The 20805-nt window shown below is 63.4% G+C and carries 7 protein-coding genes; all 7 read left to right on the top strand.

The window, feature by feature from the left end:
* Positions 1-48 precede the first annotated feature (48 nt).
* The 7 genes from MTX23_RS30595 to MTX23_RS30565 all read left to right on the top strand — a co-directional run bounded on the left by MTX23_RS30595 (position 49) and on the right by MTX23_RS30565 (position 20324).
* Positions 49-789, top strand: a complete 741-nt coding sequence (locus MTX23_RS30595; RefSeq protein ID WP_280973827.1) for a L,D-transpeptidase — start codon at positions 49-51, stop codon at positions 787-789.
* A gap of 47 nt (positions 790-836) precedes the next feature.
* Complete coding sequence (locus tag MTX23_RS30590) at positions 837-3302, top strand: thioredoxin domain-containing protein (RefSeq protein ID WP_280973826.1); 2466 nt, start codon at positions 837-839, stop codon at positions 3300-3302.
* 656 nt (positions 3303-3958) lie between these two features.
* The gene (locus MTX23_RS30585) at positions 3959-5530 is read left to right on the top strand and encodes a cytochrome c/FTR1 family iron permease (protein ID WP_280973825.1); all 1572 of its coding nucleotides are present in this window, start codon (positions 3959-3961) and stop codon (positions 5528-5530) included.
* Between the two features lie 195 nt (positions 5531-5725).
* A complete protein-coding gene (locus MTX23_RS30580; protein WP_280973824.1) occupies positions 5726-6187 on the top strand; it encodes a hypothetical protein in 462 nt (153 codons plus the stop codon).
* 1395 nt (positions 6188-7582) lie between these two features.
* Entirely contained in the window at positions 7583-16876 is a 9294-nt protein-coding gene (locus MTX23_RS30575; RefSeq protein ID WP_280973823.1) for an Ig-like domain-containing protein, read from the top strand.
* A 447-nt stretch (positions 16877-17323) separates the two neighbouring features.
* The gene (locus MTX23_RS30570) at positions 17324-18958 is read left to right on the top strand and encodes a type I secretion system permease/ATPase (protein WP_280978268.1); all 1635 of its coding nucleotides are present in this window, start codon (positions 17324-17326) and stop codon (positions 18956-18958) included.
* 10 nt (positions 18959-18968) lie between these two features.
* Complete coding sequence (locus MTX23_RS30565; RefSeq protein WP_280973822.1) at positions 18969-20324, top strand: HlyD family type I secretion periplasmic adaptor subunit; 1356 nt, start codon at positions 18969-18971, stop codon at positions 20322-20324.
* The last annotated feature ends 481 nt before the right edge of the window (positions 20325-20805 follow it).

Below are 20805 nucleotides of genomic sequence, written 5' to 3'. Positions count from 1 at the left end.
TGAATTGGTTCCATCGCTCTCCACAGTTGAGCACACCGGAGGGGTGCAATGAACCGTCGTACGTTCTGCATCACACTCATCGCCGCCTCGATCGGAAGTCGCGCCTCAGCTCAAAACTGTGATCGCGATCTCTGGTGCGAGGGATCGGTTAGATCGCAGCTCGGGCCTATGTCGAGAGAGCGGGCAAATGAGCCAACCCAAACCGGGTTGCAAACCGATATCAACCTCGCTCAATACGCGGCCATTTATGGCCGGATCGAGAGCGAACCCTTTCCTGTTCCGGCGGTCAAGCTATCCGATATTGATCCGCGCTACCTCCGCCAATTGGTCAACTACTCGACCGATGCGATTCCGGGAACGATCGTTGTCGATCCGCACCGTCACTTCCTGTACCTGATGAGGGAGGATGGCACAGCGCTCCGCTACGGCGTCGGCGTCGGACGCGCGGGCTTCGCCTGGTCCGGCGTCGCGGCGGTCCACGACAAGCGGGAATGGCCGGACTGGTATCCGCCCAAGGAGATGCTGTGGCGGCAGCCCGAGCTCATGGAACGGGTGAGCGAGCTGCAAGGCGGCCTCGGCATGCCCGGAGGCCCGCGCAATCCGCTGGGCGCCCGCGCCATGTACCTTTGGCAGGGCAACAAGGACACGCTTTATCGAATCCACGGCACCAATGAGCCCTGGACGATCGGCAGGAGCGTCTCTTCGGGCTGCATTCGCATGATCAACCAGGACGCCATTGATCTCTATCAGCGCACCTCGATTGGCGCCGAGGTTGTGGTGCTGGCGTAGCGCGTTACGGCCTCATGTGGCGACAATCGTCAACAAGGATAATTGCAATGACCCGGTTCGCAGTCGGGATGGTCAAGCGTCTCCTAATGCGAAATTGCATCCGCCTTGCTATCGTGGCCGGCATGGCTTGGCCTCACGTGAATGCGGCGCTAGCCGAGGATGCGGCGGGGAGCGGACAAAATCCTTCTGCGGCACCACATGAACACACCAACAAGCTGATCGACTCCAACGATCCCTATTTGCTGTTGCACGCTCATAATCCGGTCGACTGGTATCCCTGGGGTCCTGAGGCATTCGCCAAGGCAAAAAGGGAGAACAAGCCGATCTTCCTCTCGATCGGCTACAGCACCTGCTTCTGGTGCCACGTTGCCGAGCGGACGATCTATTCCAATCCGGAGATCGCGAAACTGATGAACCAATGGTTCATCAACGTGAAGGTCGACAGCGAAGAACGGCCCGATGTGGATCGCATCTACATGCTTGCGCGCGAGATCATGACCGGAGGCGGCGGCTGGCCGAACAATCTGTTTCTGACGCCGGATCTGAAGCCCTTCTATGCCGGCAGCTATTTCCCGCCGAAGGATGATCCCCGCGCCGGCCCGGGATTTCCAACCATTCTCGCCGCGCTCAATCAGGCATGGTCGTCCGACCGGGCTAAGCTGCTCGGCGTTGGCGAAAACGTCATGACTGCGCTGCATCGTCTGCAGTCGGCCATGAGCGGCCACGGCACGGCGCCCGTCGATCCGGCCGCATGGCTGGCCAAGGCTCGAGACAAATTGTTGTCGCAGTTTGATCCGCTCCAGGGCGGGCTTGCGGATCGCAGCGGCACCAAATTTCCCAATGCGCCGCGCCTTGCCCTTCTGCTGACCGACTACCAGCTCAATCGCACGCCAAACGCCCTATCGAGCGTGTTGACGACGCTCGATGCCATCGCTTTCGGCGGCATCCACGATCAGCTTGCCGGCGGGTTCCATCGCTACAGCACCGAGCCGTCATGGTCGGTCCCGCATTTCGAGAAAATGCTGTACGACAATGCGCAGCTGCTGCAACTCTATTCGACGGCGTTTCAGCTCACCAAGAAGCCGCTCTACCGGGAGATCGCCCTCGAGACCGCCCGGTACCTGGCAAAGGACATGATGGCGCCGGAAGGCGGCTTCTACACCGCGCGTGATGCGCAGCTCGATGGTGTGGAAGGGGCAGGCCATTTGTGGACGCACGGCGAGATCGTATCGATATTGGGCGCCAAAGAGGCCGAGCGGTTTCTCAGTATCTATGGATTGACGCCGCTGCCGAGGTCGGATGTCCCTGATATCGCCCATCCGCAGAGCGTCAATGGCGAGCCGCCGGCCATTTTGAGGCTGCGTGTACCGATCGACCAAGCGCTCAAGGACGTCGGCTTCAACGATACTGCAGGGATGCTCGCTGCATTCGCATCGGACCGAGCTGCGCTGATGGCGGTCCGGGAGAAACGGCCGCAACCGGCGCGTGACGAAAAGGTGGTGGTTGCGCTGAACGGGCTCACGATTGCCGCGCTCGCAGAAAGCGGACGAATCCTGGACCAGCCCGAATTCGTCGGTTGGGCAAAGGCAGCCGCCGACCGGCTCTGGTCGCTCGCCTTTAACCAAAGGACCGGCACGCTCCAGCATGAGGTCTTCCGTGGTCAGGCACAAACGGATGGCTTTCTGCAGGATTATGCGTCGCTCGGCTCGGCTTTCATGGCACTGCTCGACGTGACCGGCGAGAAAATCTGGCAGAAGCGCGCGGCTGAGCTCGCCGACCAGATGCTCGGTCGGTTTGGTCGTTCGGATGGATCATTTTTGACCACGCACACTGAAAATGGCGTTCTGATCGCGATCGGAGATGAGGGTGACCTGGAAATGCCGTCCGGCACGTCGATGGCCATCGATCTTCTTCTCAGGTTGTATAAGGCCTCCAGTGAAGCGCGCCATCTCACCGCAGCGACGAACGCCGTCCGCCAATTGAGCGGTGAATTCCAGGATCGTCCGGAAGCATGGGCATCTGCCATCACCACCCTCAATCGTTTTCCGCTCCCATCCAGCCGCGAAAGCGCGGCGGTTGCAAACGCGACGACGGGGATAAATCCGCCGGGAGATCTCCGGGAGCTCGCTTCGGCCGATCACGTTCAGGTGGCCGCTTCCGTGAAATCGGTCCCGGACGGAGATGCGATCGTCGTCACGGTCAGGGTGGATGACAACTTCCACATCAACGCCAACCCGGCTTCTTACGACTTCCTCATTCCGACTGCCCTGGAGTTCAAAGGTGTCAAGCCGGCGAACGTTGAGTATCCGAAATCGGTTCGATTTACCTCGCGGTTCGCGCCCGAAGGCCTCGATGTTTACGAAGGCTCGACCGCGATCGTCGCCACGTTTCCCAAGGGCAGTCTGCAGGGGATTGACGCGATTCAAGGCGCCGTCACGGCTCAGGCCTGCACCAAACTAATCTGCCTGCCACCTTCGACGTTGCCAATTTCCATCGCCGTGAAAGAGAAGTAAGCCGATTCAGCCTGATCAAGGCCGACAATCAGACGACAAAAGCCATTCACAGGCAAAGCTTCTTCGCCCCGCTTGGGCGACACTCAAATCATGGCCATCATGCCGTCCGATCTTCGAGAGACAGTAAAGCTCTATCTCGATCGGAAAATCCGCTACTGGCATTCGCGGGGCGATGGCAAAGCGAGAAAGCGGGCGGATAAGCCTCAAAAGAAGTTGACCCAGAGCGTGATTAGAACGCCTCAAATTGCACCGACCCGAAACCGGCGGTACGACCGTCGCCGGACCCAACTTTCAATTGGCATCCCGTGAGGCTGTTATCCTTACCATTGCGTCTAGCACTGCTCGCCATGCTGTTGGCTTCGGCTCTCTTTGGCGCAGCGAGGGCCGAAACGAGCGATGTCGAAACCACGTGGCGACTATTGGATTACATCGCGGTGGATTACGCAGGCGCCGTGTCGCATGGTACGGTTACGAGTCCTTCCGAATATACCGAGCAGAACGAGTTCGCTGCGACCGTCGCTGCGAAGCTCGCTGCGCTCCCGCCCAAGCCGCAACGGCAAGCGCTTGCGACCGAAGCCGCTCGCCTGCAGCGCGCCATCGCCGACAAGGCTGATGCCGAGCAAGTCGCAACTATAGCGCATGGTCTGGCGGCAGCGTTGCTCGCGGCCTACCCGGTGCCGCTGGCGCCGAACAAGGTTCCGGACTTCGCACGTGGCGCGACGTTGTTCTCTCAGAACTGCGCCGCCTGCCATGGCGAGGCCGGCGACGGCCATGGACCAGAAGCCGCCAAGCTTGGCACCCCGCCCATCGCGTTCACCGACGTCGAACGCGCCCGCCAACGCAGCGTGTTCGCACTCTACCAGGTGATCACCCAGGGGCTCGACGGAACCGCGATGCCGAGCTTCGACAGCCTGCCGACCGATGATCGTTGGGCTTTGGCGTTCTACGCTGGTCGTTTTTCCTTCCCCGATCCCGCTGCGGCGGAAGGCGGACGGCTGTGGGGGCAGGACGCCTCGCTTCACCGGCTAGTTCCCGATCTGAAGACACTCGTCGGCACAATACCCGCAGCGCTCGCCAGCAAGATCGGACAGGACAAGGCCGACGCTCTCATGGCTTATTTGCGTCGCCATCCCGACGCGGTCATGCTGCAGCAGGGCGGAGCCCTGTCGCTGGTGCGCGGGCGTCTCGCCGAGAGCCTTGCCGCCTATCGAGCGGGGGATCGCCAGCACGCCGGTGACCTGGCCTTGTCCGCCTATCTCGATGGCTTCGAGCCGGTAGAGCCGACGCTCGGGACGCGCGATCGTCCGCTCATGGAGCGGATCGAGGGGGCGATGGGCGACTACCGCGCCGCCATCCAGAGCGGAGAAAGCGCGGATGCGCTGGCTGGGCGCGTGCAGGTCCTCGACAACCTTTTCGATGACGCCGAGGCGTCGCTTTCGCTCGATTCGGCAAGCGACCTCTCGACGTTTCTCGGAGCGGCGACAATCCTGCTGCGGGAGGGATTGGAAGCGCTATTGATCGTCGTTGCGATGATCGCCTTCCTCCGCAAGGCCGAGCGGATGGAGGTCATGCCCTACGTCCATGCGGGTTGGGTAGGCGCCCTCGTCGCGGGCTTCCTGACCTGGGTCGTCGCGACCTGGGTGATCGGGATCAGCGGCGCGAGCCGGGAGCTGACGGAAGGATTCGGTTCGGTCTTCGCCGCCGTCGTCCTGCTCTCGGTCGGCATCTGGATGCACGGCAAGGCGCAAGCCGATCAATGGCAACGCTACATTCGCGAGAAGGTGGCGAAGGCGCTATCCGGTGGTTCGGCCTGGTTTCTGTTTCTGCTCGCTTTCATCGTCGTCTACCGAGAGGTGTTCGAGACGATCCTCTTCTACGCAGCGCTGTGGACCCAGGGAAACGGCGGCATGATCCTCGCGGGCGCGCTGAGCGCGTGTGCGGCGCTGGCGCTCGTCGCGTGGGCGATGCTGCGCTATAGCCGCCGGCTGCCGATCGGCAAGTTTTTCACCTACAGCTCATGGCTCATGGCGGTCCTGACGGTCGTGCTGGCCGGCAAGGGCATTGCCGCCCTGCAAGAGGCCGGCATCGTCAGCATCGCACCGTTACGCCTGGTACCGCGTATCTCGCTGGTGGGGCTGTTCCCGACCACCCAAACGGTCGCGGCCCAGGTACTCATGATCGCGGCTCTGGCTATAGGCTTCGCTCTCAATCGTCGAAAGGTCGCATAGAAGAATGGATCGAGCTTTGGTCGGTGCCAGCGGCGTTCTCCGCGAGAACATCGCGACGAAATCGACGAAACGCCCCAAACGTGAGGGACGCGTGTGCTACAGCAAGAAAAAAGTCAGCGACTGGTTTCGGTATGCAGGGGGCGCATGTCCAACAAACTTTGCGAATTGCTCGCTTAACCATCACGGAATCGAGTGATGCAAGTCGGCAATGTGAACCCTGCTGGAGTTGATCCGACTAGGCGTAAATCGCACCCAGCCCACGGCTCCGCTAACGACAACAGCCGGCCCTGGTCGCCCCCAAGCCCAGCGCCTCGGCTCAGTTGCGACATTGAGCAGGATGAGCAGCTCATCTCCGCCCATTATCCGCTTGAACGCGAGCACGTCGTTGTGCGACCGAACCCGTTGGTAGCCACCCTGCCGAAGGCACGGGCGAGTTCATCGAAGGCCGACAAGCCGACGAAAGAGATGCAACGTCGAGCATTCGTCGAACTGCTGCGCGCCAACGTCGCGCGAGCCATGCGTCTCGAGCGGCAGCCATGGTTCACTCGTCGTGAAGCCGCCCCTTGGATTTCCGTTACAGCGCATGGGAGCCCGTTCGGGATCTCCCGAAAAATCTTTCCGGATATCCCGCAGAATCCATACGCATCAATGTCGTAAGGATGATGAGCACGTGGGCGCCAGATCCGTGCGCGACGATGGTATAGGCGACATAGACGCTGAAAGCAGGCAGGGATTTCCCATGCCAGTTTCCCACCAGAAGCGTCCGTAATCCTACGGGAGTATCAGACGAGCGCAGTTAATGATGAAAATGCATTCAATGCGCATGACATATAGACGGTCACGCAATTTTGCGTCAAAGTGTCCAGAATTAGACGTAAGGCTTTGTCACCGGCCAACGGCATCATCGGGGTCCGGCGGCAAATCCAAAGACGATACAAAGCAAGAATTTTCAAACAGGGTTTTTACGCAGGTGGGCGGCTGCGGTACCGCTCACCCCAGCCGAGCAGGGGTCGAAGAGAGCGTTCGGAAGCATTTTCACGTAGATCGAGCCACTGAGCGGATTTGAGTAGCGGCAACTGCTCGGTCCATGCGCTCCAGTTTAGCTTTGGGGGCGCGGCACTTTCGGTGAAGGCTGGAGGCGAATGCGTTTCGCGCCTGCTCTGCGATTGCGGAGTGAGGGAGTTGCGCGTTGTGTTGCGTCGTTTTTGTCGCAAAGGCCGCCGAGCCGCCGTTCCATCGGTCCACTTCCGGATCCGTCTCGCGGGTGTACACGCCAGGTCCTGCGAAGTATCGAGCCCGCCGTCACCGCCCCGGGCAGGCCGCTGCGCATCGAATGATCTTCGGCTGCCGACATTCTGGCTCGCCTGCCGGCGCTTCGCGCTCGATCGCGCACCTCCACGACATGCAGCCTGCCCGACGCAGCGGCCGCTTATCCCGCGATTTCCACCGATTCTCACACCAAAGCATTCATCCACACGATTTGAGAGAGCAGCTTTCATGACCAGCCGTTTGAACACGAATGCGAGGCCGATCCTCAACGCAACCGATCGCGCCATGGAGCCCGCTCATTCAGGCATGACCAGCGCTACACCCAAGCGCGAAATCGCTTTTATCGATCCAGGCATCGATCACCTCCAAACCTTACTGAAAGGCATGCGGGCCGATGTCGAGCCGATCGTGCTCTCCAAGGACGAGCCTGCGATGCGACAGATCGCTGGCGCGCTAAAGGGCAGGGGGACTCTGGAAGCCATTCACGTCATCGCCCACGGAAGGCCCGGCGAAATCGCCTTCAGCTCCGGATCGCTGTCCCCTGAAACTCTTCCCGACCACATCGATGAGCTTGCCCTGATCGGGGCAGCTGTTGCCGATGGTGAGATTCGGCTGTGGTCTTGCCAAACCGCCCGGGGCACCCGCGGTCGGGCGCTCGTAGCCGCCATCGCGCAATGCACGCAAGCTGACGTACGAGGCTCAAGCAATCTCGTCGGATCCTCTGAAGGAGGCGGAAGCTGGACTCTCGACACAACTGCAGTCGCTCCCATCACAAGCGAAGGCATGGTCAGCTACCAGGGCATTATGGATACCAGCACCGGCACGACGGTCGACAACCTCAATGTGCTTGATGCGATCAAGACCAATGACACCAGCGGCATCGAGTACATCTACTGGGCCGATATCAGCACATTCCTCACGACGAGCACCAATGCGACCCAAACTGTTACGATTCAACAGGCGTTCGAGGCGGGCCAGCTCCTGCTCACGTTCCAGGTCGGTTCGTCGTTTTACACCATCGGCTATAACAGCACTGCCTCCGTCTACTATCAGAGCGGGCTTCCGGCGGGGTTCTTTCTTGAGCAGACCGACCAGTACGGAACGCCCGTTAGTCAACTCGACCCGATTACCGGTCAGACGGTCACGGGATCCGCGCAGCCGTTGCTTGAGGGCTTCACCGGCTCACTTGCTGACTTCGTGACGCAGGTCAACAATGTGAAGGTGAACAACGTCTCGCTGTTCACCGGCACCACGCAGTTGATCACCGATACGATTGATGGCAGCGCCGGTAAAGATAATATTCAGGGCATCGCAAGCAACGCCGCCATTCACAATATCATCCAGGGTGGGAGCGGTGCAGACGTTCTCACCGGCGGAATCGGTTCTGATTATTTCGTCTTTGCAAAAGCCACCGACTCGCCCGTCGCGGGGCAGCTGAATTCAAGCGGACAGCTCGCTCAAACCTGGGACCAGATCACTAATTTCCAGGTTGGCACCGACAAAATCGATTTCAGCCAGCTGATCAACGACCAGTCGGTCTCGAGCGCGGGAGGCGTGACCGCGTTCGCGGCTGGGCTTGCGGAATTCCGCTGGTTCGGCGCGCAGCCGGCGAACACATCCTCGATGGGATCGAGCAATGGCTACGGCGTTTGGTACACCCCCGACGGATCTGGTGGGGTCTATGTCTATGCTGATACCAACGGGGACGGCGCCGCCGATCTGAAATTCCAAGTCTCAGGGGTCACGGCGCTCAATCCAAGCGACTTCATTGCAGTCGACCCGCCCAGCGCGTTCACGGTCCACATTAATCCAATCGAGTCGGCCCAATCGAATCCCTGGCTCATCAATCTCGCCGATGCAAATGCTGGGGTCACCGTTACGGGGACGGCGGCTCACTTCACGTCCAGCGCTCAGCTCATCGTTACGCTGAACGGTCACGACTACACCGCCACTGTCGCGACCAACGGCACCTGGTCCGTTGTCATTCCAACGGGAGATCTGGCGCACGCCTCCCTGTCAGACGGCACATATACTCTTACCGCCGCAGTGAAGGTTGGTAGCTCGATCGCCGCTTCAGATTCCCATTCGGTGAGCGTCGATGAGACGCCGCCGAGCGAGACCATCAGCTCGACCATCGGGACCGACACCGGGCTGACCACGACGATCAGCAGCGGTGGTCTGACCAAGGACAACACGCTGGCGCTGTCGGGCACGGTGAGCGACACCAATGGTGTGGCCTCGGTGCACATCTTTGACGGCAGCACGGACCTGGGTGCCGCGTCGATCAGTGGCAACACCTGGACGTTCACGACCAGCGCACTTTCGGACGGGCCGCACAGCTTTACAGCGAAGGCGGTGGACGTCGCCGGGAACAGCACCACGACGGGACCGGTGACCGCAACCGTCGACACCACGACGCCGGCGGCGACCGTGGCGCTGACCCACGACACCGCGGGCGCCGGCACCGCCGGCACCACCAGCGACCTGCTGACCAGCGATGCCTCGCTGACGGTTTCCGGCCAGGAGAGCGGGGCGGCCACCACCTATTCGGTCGACGGCGGCGGCTTCAGCTCGAGCTACGATCCGACCAGCCTGCTGGACGGCAGCCACACGGTCGTGGTGCGCTCGACCGACCAGGCCGGCAACACCGCCGACAAGTCGATCACCTTCACGCTCGACACCACGACGCCGGCGGCGACCGTGGCGCTGACCCACGACACCGCGGGCGCCGGCACCGCCGGCACCACCAGCGACCTGCTGACCAGCGATGCCTCGCTGACGGTTTCCGGCCAGGAGAGCGGGGCGGCCACCACCTATTCGGTCGACGGCGGCGGCTTCAGCTCGAGCTACGATCCGACCAGCCTGCTGGACGGCAGCCACACGGTCGTGGTGCGCTCGACCGACCAGGCCGGCAACACCGCCGACAAGTCGATCACCTTCACGCTCGACACCACGACGCCGGCGGCGACCGTGGCGCTGACCCACGACACCGCGGGCGCCGGCACCGCCGGCACCACCAGCGACCTGCTGACCAGCGATGCCTCGCTGACGGTTTCCGGCCAGGAGAGCGGGGCGGCCACCACCTATTCGGTCGACGGCGGCGGCTTCAGCTCGAGCTACGATCCGACCAGCCTGCTGGACGGCAGCCACACGGTCGTGGTGCGCTCGACCGACCAGGCCGGCAACACCGCCGACAAGTCGATCACCTTCACGCTCGACACCACGACGCCGGCGGCGACCGTGGCGCTGACCCACGACACCGCGGGCGCCGGCACCGCCGGCACCACCAGCGACCTGCTGACCAGCGATGCCTCGCTGACGGTTTCCGGCCAGGAGAGCGGGGCGGCCACCACCTATTCGGTCGACGGCGGCGGCTTCAGCTCGAGCTACGATCCGACCAGCCTGCTGGACGGCAGCCACACGGTCGTGGTGCGCTCGACCGACCAGGCCGGCAACACCGCCGACAAGTCGATCACCTTCACGCTCGACACCACGACGCCGGCGGCGACCGTGGCGCTGACCCACGACACCGCGGGCGCCGGCACCGCCGGCACCACCAGCGACCTGCTGACCAGCGATGCCTCGCTGACGGTTTCCGGCCAGGAGAGCGGGGCGGCCACCACCTATTCGGTCGACGGCGGCGGCTTCAGCTCGAGCTACGATCCGACCAGCCTGCTGGACGGCAGCCACACGGTCGTGGTGCGCTCGACCGACCAGGCCGGCAACACCGCCGACAAGTCGATCACCTTCACGCTCGACACCACGACGCCGGCGGCGACCGTGGCGCTGACCCACGACACCGCGGGCGCCGGCACCGCCGGCACCACCAGCGACCTGCTGACCAGCGATGCCTCGCTGACGGTTTCCGGCCAGGAGAGCGGGGCGGCCACCACCTATTCGGTCGACGGCGGCGGCTTCAGCTCGAGCTACGATCCGACCAGCCTGCTGGACGGCAGCCACACGGTCGTGGTGCGCTCGACCGACCAGGCCGGCAACACCGCCGACAAGTCGATCACCTTCACGCTCGACACCACGACGCCGGCGGCGACCGTGGCGCTGACCCACGACACCGCGGGCGCCGGCACCGCCGGCACCACCAGCGACCTGCTGACCAGCGATGCCTCGCTGACGGTTTCCGGCCAGGAGAGCGGGGCGGCCACCACCTATTCGGTCGACGGCGGCGGCTTCAGCTCGAGCTACGATCCGACCAGCCTGCTGGACGGCAGCCACACGGTCGTGGTGCGCTCGACCGACCAGGCCGGCAACACCGCCGACAAGTCGATCACCTTCACGCTCGACACCACGACGCCGGCGGCGACCGTGGCGCTGACCCACGACACCGCGGGCGCCGGCACCGCCGGCACCACCAGCGACCTGCTGACCAGCGATGCCTCGCTGACGGTTTCCGGCCAGGAGAGCGGGGCGGCCACCACCTATTCGGTCGACGGCGGCGGCTTCAGCTCGAGCTACGATCCGACCAGCCTGCTGGACGGCAGCCACACGGTCGTGGTGCGCTCGACCGACCAGGCCGGCAACACCGCCGACAAGTCGATCACCTTCACGCTCGACACCACGACGCCGGCGGCGACCGTGGCGCTGACCCACGACACCGCGGGCGCCGGCACCGCCGGCACCACCAGCGACCTGCTGACCAGCGATGCCTCGCTGACGGTTTCCGGCCAGGAGAGCGGGGCGGCCACCACCTATTCGGTCGACGGCGGCGGCTTCAGCTCGAGCTACGATCCGACCAGCCTGCTGGACGGCAGCCACACGGTCGTGGTGCGCTCGACCGACCAGGCCGGCAACACCGCCGACAAGTCGATCACCTTCACGCTCGACACCACGACGCCGGCGGCGACCGTGGCGCTGACCCACGACACCGCGGGCGCCGGCACCGCCGGCACCACCAGCGACCTGCTGACCAGCGATGCCTCGCTGACGGTTTCCGGCCAGGAGAGCGGGGCGGCCACCACCTATTCGGTCGACGGCGGCGGCTTCAGCTCGAGCTACGATCCGACCAGCCTGCTGGACGGCAGCCACACGGTCGTGGTGCGCTCGACCGACCAGGCCGGCAACACCGCCGACAAGTCGATCACCTTCACGCTCGACACCACGACGCCGGCGGCGACCGTGGCGCTGACCCACGACACCGCGGGCGCCGGCACCGCCGGCACCACCAGCGACCTGCTGACCAGCGATGCCTCGCTGACGGTTTCCGGCCAGGAGAGCGGGGCGGCCACCACCTATTCGGTCGACGGCGGCGGCTTCAGCTCGAGCTACGATCCGACCAGCCTGCTGGACGGCAGCCACACGGTCGTGGTGCGCTCGACCGACCAGGCCGGCAACACCGCCGACAAGTCGATCACCTTCACGCTCGACACCACGACGCCGGCGGCGACCGTGGCGCTGACCCACGACACCGCGGGCGCCGGCACCGCCGGCACCACCAGCGACCTGCTGACCAGCGATGCCTCGCTGACGGTTTCCGGCCAGGAGAGCGGGGCGGCCACCACCTATTCGGTCGACGGCGGCGGCTTCAGCTCGAGCTACGATCCGACCAGCCTGCTGGACGGCAGCCACACGGTCGTGGTGCGCTCGACCGACCAGGCCGGCAACACCGCCGACAAGTCGATCACCTTCACGCTCGACACCACGACGCCGGCGGCGACCGTGGCGCTGACCCACGACACCGCGGGCGCCGGCACCGCCGGCACCACCAGCGACCTGCTGACCAGCGATGCCTCGCTGACGGTTTCCGGCCAGGAGAGCGGGGCGGCCACCACCTATTCGGTCGACGGCGGCGGCTTCAGCTCGAGCTACGATCCGACCAGCCTGCTGGACGGCAGCCACACGGTCGTGGTGCGCTCGACCGACCAGGCCGGCAACACCGCCGACAAGTCGATCACCTTCACGCTCGACACCACGACGCCGGCGGCGACCGTGGCGCTGACCCACGACACCGCGGGCGCCGGCACCGCCGGCACCACCAGCGACCTGCTGACCAGCGATGCCTCGCTGACGGTTTCCGGCCAGGAGAGCGGGGCGGCCACCACCTATTCGGTCGACGGCGGCGGCTTCAGCTCGAGCTACGATCCGACCAGCCTGCTGGACGGCAGCCACACGGTCGTGGTGCGCTCGACCGACCAGGCCGGCAACACCGCCGACAAGTCGATCACCTTCACGCTCGACACCACGACGCCGGCGGCGACCGTGGCGCTGACCCACGACACCGCGGGCGCCGGCACCGCCGGCACCACCAGCGACCTGCTGACCAGCGATGCCTCGCTGACGGTTTCCGGCCAGGAGAGCGGGGCGGCCACCACCTATTCGGTCGACGGCGGCGGCTTCAGCTCGAGCTACGATCCGACCAGCCTGCTGGACGGCAGCCACACGGTCGTGGTGCGCTCGACCGACCAGGCCGGCAACACCGCCGACAAGTCGATCACCTTCACGCTCGACACCACGACGCCGGCGGCGACCGTGGCGCTGACCCACGACACCGCGGGCGCCGGCACCGCCGGCACCACCAGCGACCTGCTGACCAGCGATGCCTCGCTGACGGTTTCCGGCCAGGAGAGCGGGGCGGCCACCACCTATTCGGTCGACGGCGGCGGCTTCAGCTCGAGCTACGATCCGACCAGCCTGCTGGACGGCAGCCACACGGTCGTGGTGCGCTCGACCGACCAGGCCGGCAACACCGCCGACAAGTCGATCACCTTCACGCTCGACACCACGACGCCGGCGGCGACCGTGGCGCTGACCCACGACACCGCGGGCGCCGGCACCGCCGGCACCACCAGCGACCTGCTGACCAGCGATGCCTCGCTGACGGTTTCCGGCCAGGAGAGCGGGGCGGCCACCACCTATTCGGTCGACGGCGGCGGCTTCAGCTCGAGCTACGATCCGACCAGCCTGCTGGACGGCAGCCACACGGTCGTGGTGCGCTCGACCGACCAGGCCGGCAACACCGCCGACAAGTCGATCACCTTCACGCTCGACACCACGACGCCGGCCGGCGGCACGCCGGACCTAACCGCGGCCTCCGACTCGGGAGCGTCGTCGATTGATAACGTCACCAACGTAACGGCGCCGAGCTTCACGGTGGCGCTGAACCTGACGGTTGCGGTTGGCGACACGGTCGAGCTGCTGCTGGGCGGCTCCTCGTTCGCTCATCCGGTGACGCACACCATCACCTCGACCGACGTCAGTGCCGGCAGCGTGACCCTGACGGTCGCGAGTGGAGACCTTGGCGCGGACGGCAGCAAGTTGATCTCGGCCAAGTTCACCGATCCGGCCGGCAACACCTCTACCACATCAGCACTGGCGATCGCAGTCGACACCGCGGCGGCGGCGCCGTCGGCGCCCGACATGACGGCGGCGACGGATTCGGGCTCCTCGAGCACCGACAACATCACCAACAACACCACGCCGGTGTTCACCGGCAGCGGTGCCGAGGTTGGAGCGACGGTCACGCTTTATGACACCGACGGCACCACGGTGCTGGGCACCGGCGTGGCGGACGGTTCGGGCAACTGGTCGATCACCAGCTCGACGCTATCGAGCGGCAGCCACACCCTGACCGCCAAAGAGACCGACATCGCCGGCAATACCAGCGCGGCCTCGGCCAGCCTGGCGGTGACGATTGACACCGCGGCGGCGGCGCCGTCGGCGCCCGACATGACGGCGGCGACGGATTCGGGTTCCTCGAGCACCGACAACATCACCAACAACACCACGCCGGTGTTCACCGGCAGCGGTGCTGAGGTTGGAGCGACGGTCACGCTTTATGACACCGACGGCACCACGGTGCTGGGCACCGGCGTGGCGGACGGTTCGGGCAACTGGTCGATCACCAGCTCGACGCTATCGAGCGGCAGCCACACCCTGACCGCCAAAGAGACCGACATCGCCGGCAATACCAGCGCGGCCTCGGCCAGCCTGGCGGTGACGATTGACACCACGGCGCCGGCGCTGACGACGGTGGCGTTGCATACGCCGTCGACGAGCTCCACCAATGCGGACAGCCTGGTGTTCCGCGTGACGTTCAGTGAGGCGGTGACCAACGTCGATACGGCAGACTTCGTCGTGACCGGTACGACAGCGACGGCGACCAACGTCTCGTTGGTCAGTGCCGGCGTGTACGACGTCACCGTCTCCGGTGGTGACCTGGCTAGCCTCAATGGCACGGTCAGCCTCGCATTGAAGTCGGCGGGCGGTGGCGCCACAATTAACGATCTCGCCGGCAATGCGCTGACCAACTTTGCGACGACCGGCAGCTCGGCCAGCTATACGGAAGATAACACGGCGGATGCCGCGCCGACGCTCAGTTTATCTTCAGTGTCCAGTAGCACGAGTTCGAACGACTTTACCGCTATCACGCTGACTGTGGCTGGGTTCGACACTGATATTGCATCTGCAACGATCACACTGACCGATCAACATGGCGACACGGCCACCCATACGCTCACGGCTGGGGAGCTTTCCACGGCGGCCACGACTGGCTCGGTGGCAATATCCAGTTGGAGTGCTGGCCTTACAACTCTCCATAAGAACGACATCATCAGTGCTGCAATTCAAGTGAACGATACCGTAGGCAATACGGCCAACCATACCGGAACATTCAATAAAAATGGTATCCTGACTGCTCCAGCAGGAACAGCAGGTGAGCCAATTAATCTGGCGCTTACCGATCCCCCCGACCACCTTGGCACAATCGCAGTCACGGTCTCAGGTGTTCCAGCGAGCTGGACCTTGAGCGAGGGTACCAACAACGGCGACGGCACCTGGACGGTTCAGACCCACAATATTGCCGCGCTGTCGATCACCACGCCCAATGATTACGCCGGTGCGCTGGTGCTCAATGTGGTAGAGACCTGGACCAATGCCGATGGCAGCACCGGAAGCGCTACCATTGTCGACAACGTGGAGGCGTATGCCAAAGGGTCACCCATCTTCGCGTGGTCAGGCGACGATAACTTGTCCGCTTCGAGCGCGAACGACCTCCTGGTGTTCTCGCAGCCGATCGGTCACGACGTGGTCTACAGCTTCGACGCGATGCACGATACGATCGACCTTATCGGATACGCCGGCTTCACGACGCTTGCCGACATCCAGGCGCATACGGTCAACGACGCCGCCGGCAACGCCGTCATCACGCTGGGAGACGGTCAATCGATCACCCTGCAAGGTGTCGATGCTGCCTCGCTCTCGGCCAATGACTTCGTGTTCGATCAAACTCCGGTCACCGACATTTCGGTCACCATGACGATCGATGATGGCTCCATGCTGCCGCTCAGCGGCATCATCCACAACGCCGGCACGATCGAGTTGCAGGCGTCCGGCGACGACACGCTGCTGCAACTGATCCAGACCGGCATCACGCTCAATGGCGGCGGCCAGGTGGTCCTGTCGGACGATGATCACAACATCATCGCCGGCACGGCGCCGAACGTCACGCTCGACAACGTCGACAACGTGATCTCCGGCGCTGGCCAGCTGGGGGAGGGCAGCCTGACGCTGAGCAACGAGGGCACCATCGATGCCACCGGTACCCATGCCCTGGTGATCGACACCGGTATCAACGTGATCGCGAACGCAGGCACTCTCGAGGCCACCGGCAGCGGCGGTCTTCTGATCGACAGCGCGATCGCGAATTCGGGCTTGTTGTGGGCGAACGGCGGCACGGTGACGGCGCTGGGTGAGGTCAGCGGTTCGGGCACGGCCGAGATCAGCGGGACCGGAACAATGGAGTTCGGAGCGGCGTCGGCTGCCAACGTCACGTTTGACGCAAACGCCACGGGTCACCTGATCCTGGACGATGCCTTCCATTTCACCGGCACGGTCAGTGGCTTGACGGCCAACGACGACATCGATCTCAAGGGTATCGGTTTCGGTGCAGAGACCACGGTGAGCTTCACGGGAAACCAAGCGGGGACCGGCGGCACCCTGACGGTGTCGGATGGTGTTCACACCGCGAACCTCGTCCTGCTTGGCCAGTATGATCCGACGGGCTTCAACGAAAAGGCGGACGCAACGAACGGCACGGTGGTCAGCTATGATCCGCACCACATCGCGTGAGCGACGCCACTGGCGTCTGCCTGGAGCATACCGGGCGTCCCCACCCGAACTGTGATTTGCCGCTATGTGCGATGCGGCAAATCACAGCCGGCTCGACCAAGCCGCGGGGAGCTTCCCGCGCGATCAGGTCGTGACATTGACGCCGGCAGAGGAGGTGCTGCGAACCTATTGCAAGCCGCCATCCCTGTATTTTGGGAAGGCGAAAATCCCGCAGGTTTACCGTCCCTGCGGTTTTGACCCGTCGACGGCTTTCCGTCGGGCGACCGGCTATGCTAATAAATTCAGATCGATTGATTTATTTGCAGCTTTCATCGCTGATTTCATTGACGGTCGACATTGTAGGGGGCGGCTTTTCCGCCAGGCAACTAGGTGATTGTTCCGCGTAAACCCCCGGACGAACTCCGGCAATTGCTGCAGGCCTGCAAGGGCTATTTCGCCACGGCTGCAATGTTCAGCCTTGCCATGAACCTGCTCTACTTGGCCGGCCCGCTCTACATGCTGCAGGTTTATGATCGCGTGATCTCGAGTGCCAGCGAGATCACACTGCTCATGCTCACCATGGCCCTGTTGCTGGGTTACGGAGCACTTGCAGGTCTCGACGCTATACGCGCGCGCGTACTCACGCGCGCCAGTGTTCGCCTGGACCATCAAATCGCACCGCGCGTGATGACCGCCGTTATCGATCGCTCGCTGAGAAGCGGCAGCATGCGTAGCCAGCTGCTGCGCGATTTCGACGCCTTCCGCCAATTCATCACCGGCGCTGGAATTCACGCTGTTTTCGATCTGCCCTGGGCGCCCATCTACATCCTGGTCATTTTCGCATTGCATCCGTTCCTGGGCGCCTTTGCCCTGGCTTGTTGCATCATTCTGATCCTGATGGCCCTTCTCAATGAATGGGCGGTCAGGGCGCCGCTCTCCGAGGCCAACGAGGCGGCGAGCCGGAGCTACAGTTTCACCGAGATGAGCCTGCGCAATACCGAAGTGGTACGCGCCATGGGGATGACTGCCGGTCTGTTGCGACGCTGGAGCCGCGACCGCATTCGGATGATCGAGCGGCAGGTCACCGCCAGCGAGCGTGCGGCCACCATGCAGAGCATGATCCGCTTCTTGCGGCTCTCCATGCAATCCTTGATCCTGGGACTTGGCGCCTATCTCGTGATCGAACGTCTCACCACCGCCGGTGCGATGTTTGCGGCGAGCATCCTGCTCGGGCGTGCGCTCCAGCCCATCGAGCAGATCGTCGGGTCTTGGCGCGGCCTCGTCTCAGCTCGCGGTGCCTTCTTGCGGCTGCGCGAGTTGTTGGCCACTAATCCACCGCGTGAAGCTGGGCTGACTCTACCGCGCCCGGAGGGACAGCTTTCCATTGAAGGCCTGTCGTTCGCGGCGCCGGGGACTTCAAAAGCCATTCTGCGCGGGATCAACTTCCGGATTGAACCGGGAGAAGTGCTAGGCATCATCGGACCGTCCGGCGCCGGAAAATCCACGCTAGCTCGCCATCTCGTAGGTGTGCAGGCGCCTTCGGCAGGCGCGGCCCGCTTGGACGGTGCCGATATTTCGACCTGGATCAGGTCGTCATTGGGTCAGCACCTAGGCTACCTTCCGCAGGACATCGAGCTGTTCGCCGATAGCGTCGCCGCGAACATCTGCCGGTTCAACGATGGCGACGACGGTGCGATTATCGCTGCAGCAAAAATGGCCGGCCTGCATGAAATGATCGTGCGGCTGCCTGAGGGCTACGACACTCAGGTCGGGGAGGGCGGTGTAATTCTCTCCGGCGGCTATCGCCAGCGCATTGGTCTGGCCCGGGCGGTCTACGGCAATCCGAGCCTGGTTGTGCTTGATGAGCCGAGCTCGAACCTCGATTCAGAGGGTGACGCGGCGCTCGCCCATTGCATCCTCCAGCTGAAGCAACGTGGAACCACAGTCGTGCTGATCTCGCACCGGCCCGCCACAATTGGCGTTTGCGACAGGATCCTGGTGCTGCGTGAAGGTGTCGCCGAGATGTTCGGCCCGCGGAATGAAATCCTGTCGCGCTTGACGCGACCAGTGCCGGTCTCGCCCGTTCAGGCCGCGGCGAGTTAGGGGGCGTCGCATGGCCCTGTTGGATGCCGTAAGCAGCACAAGGACGCCGGCTTCGGGTGCGCCCCGCCAAAACAGCGGCCCGAACGACTCGATCCGACGGATTGCGCTGGTGGGATGGCTGATCATCGCCCTGTTCTTCGGCGGGATTGGGACTTGGGCAGTGACGGCTCCGCTCAACGGCGCCGTGGTCGCGAATGCCGTGATCAAGGTCGACGGCAACCGCAAGAGCGTCCAGCATCTCGACGGCGGCATTGTCAAGGAATTGCATGTCAGGGAAGGCGAGCGCGTGCGCGCCGGTGACCTCCTGATCGTGCTCGACGAGACCCAGGCCCGCGCCGAATATGAAGTGCTGACGCAAGAATACGCCGTTCTGCGGGCAACTGAAATCCGGCTCCTGACCGAACTCGAGCATGGCTCCGAGCTCGTGATGCCGCCGGATCTTAAAGCACGCGCTGACGATCCTTACTTCAAGAGCGTCTGGACCGGACAGCTCAATCAGTTCCAGAGCCGTCGGATTTCGCTGGAAGGGCAGAGAAGCGTGGTCCGTGAGAAGATCAACCAACTCGTCTCACAGATCGTGGGGGCGGAGGCGCAGGTCAAATCGTTTACCGACCAGATCAACTCCATTCACAAGGAAGCCAATGATATTGCGCCCCTGGTCGAACGGGGTTTGATCGCGCGACCGCGAATTCTGCAATTGGAGAGAACGGCCTACGGCCTTGAAGGCCAGATCGCGGATACAAAGGCGAACATCGCCAAGGCGCGGCAAGCGATCGCCGAACAGGAGCAGCAGATCGCGCAGCTCGACAACGATCGGATGACCGACGTCACCAAGGATCTGCGCGACACGCAAGCCAAGCTTTTGGAGGTAATTCCCAAGGCGCTGAGCGCCAAGGCGGTTTTAGGCCGCATGGAGATCCGGGCGCCTTATACGGGACGGGTCGTCGGTTTGAGCGTATTCTCGGTTGGCGGAGTCATCCAGCGCGGAGACAAGATCCTAGACATCGTTCCGGATGAGGATTCGTTGACGATTGAAGCGCAGGTCGGTGTCGAGGACATCAGCGATGTGCATCCGGATATGCGCGCAGAGGTTCACCTCACCGCTTATAAGCAGCGCATCGTTCCGATCATTCATGGCGACGTGATTCAAGTCTCGGCCGACCGTTTGACTGACCCGAAAACCAACGCGCCCTATTATACCGCCTTCGTGCGGATCGACCGGAACGAGCTGGCGGCCATGCCGAATATTCGGCTGTATCCCGGCATGCCTGCAACAGTGATGATCCCGACCGTGCAGCGCACTGCATTTGAATACATCGTTGGGCCGCTTGTGATGTCGTTCAACCAATCGTTCCGGCAGAAATGACACGCCATCGTGCGGCCCTTGATGTACGTCGCCGCCGTGCTTTTGCGAAGTTGTGCAATCAAGACACCCAGGGTCTGCAATCCCAGCTTCAGCACGATCGCCAAGTGCGTGCGCGGCGGGTGCAGCGGCGCGCACGACACTAGTGCAGTCCATGCGCACGAACCGATCTATTATAAGAAACAAGAGGAGGGAGAGAGGGCGCGAGCCGCGCGGCAGTGACGGTGCTGTCATATCTTCGCCTCAGACCGGCGCGCCTCAGGCCCGAGGCTTCCGATCCGCGCGCACGGAAGCGGGCGATGTCGAGTGATCGGGAAAGGAGAAGTTGGCCAGGTTGAGATCAGGCAGCTGTCCTAATGCACTGGTCTCGCGGGAAGCCGATGGGCTTTTCCTGCGAAATTGTTGCTAACGGAGCTGCTAATGGTTGTGCCAGCCGCGCCGTCATCTCGCGCCACATCGGAGTCCGCAGGGTCCGCTGGTCGAG

The sequence above is a fragment of the Bradyrhizobium sp. ISRA436 genome (genome assembly GCF_029910015.1).
GTDB lineage: Bacteria > Pseudomonadota > Alphaproteobacteria > Rhizobiales > Xanthobacteraceae > Bradyrhizobium.
The sequence above is the reverse complement of the archived record's forward strand: the minus strand, read 5'-3'. Positions and strand labels throughout refer to the sequence as shown.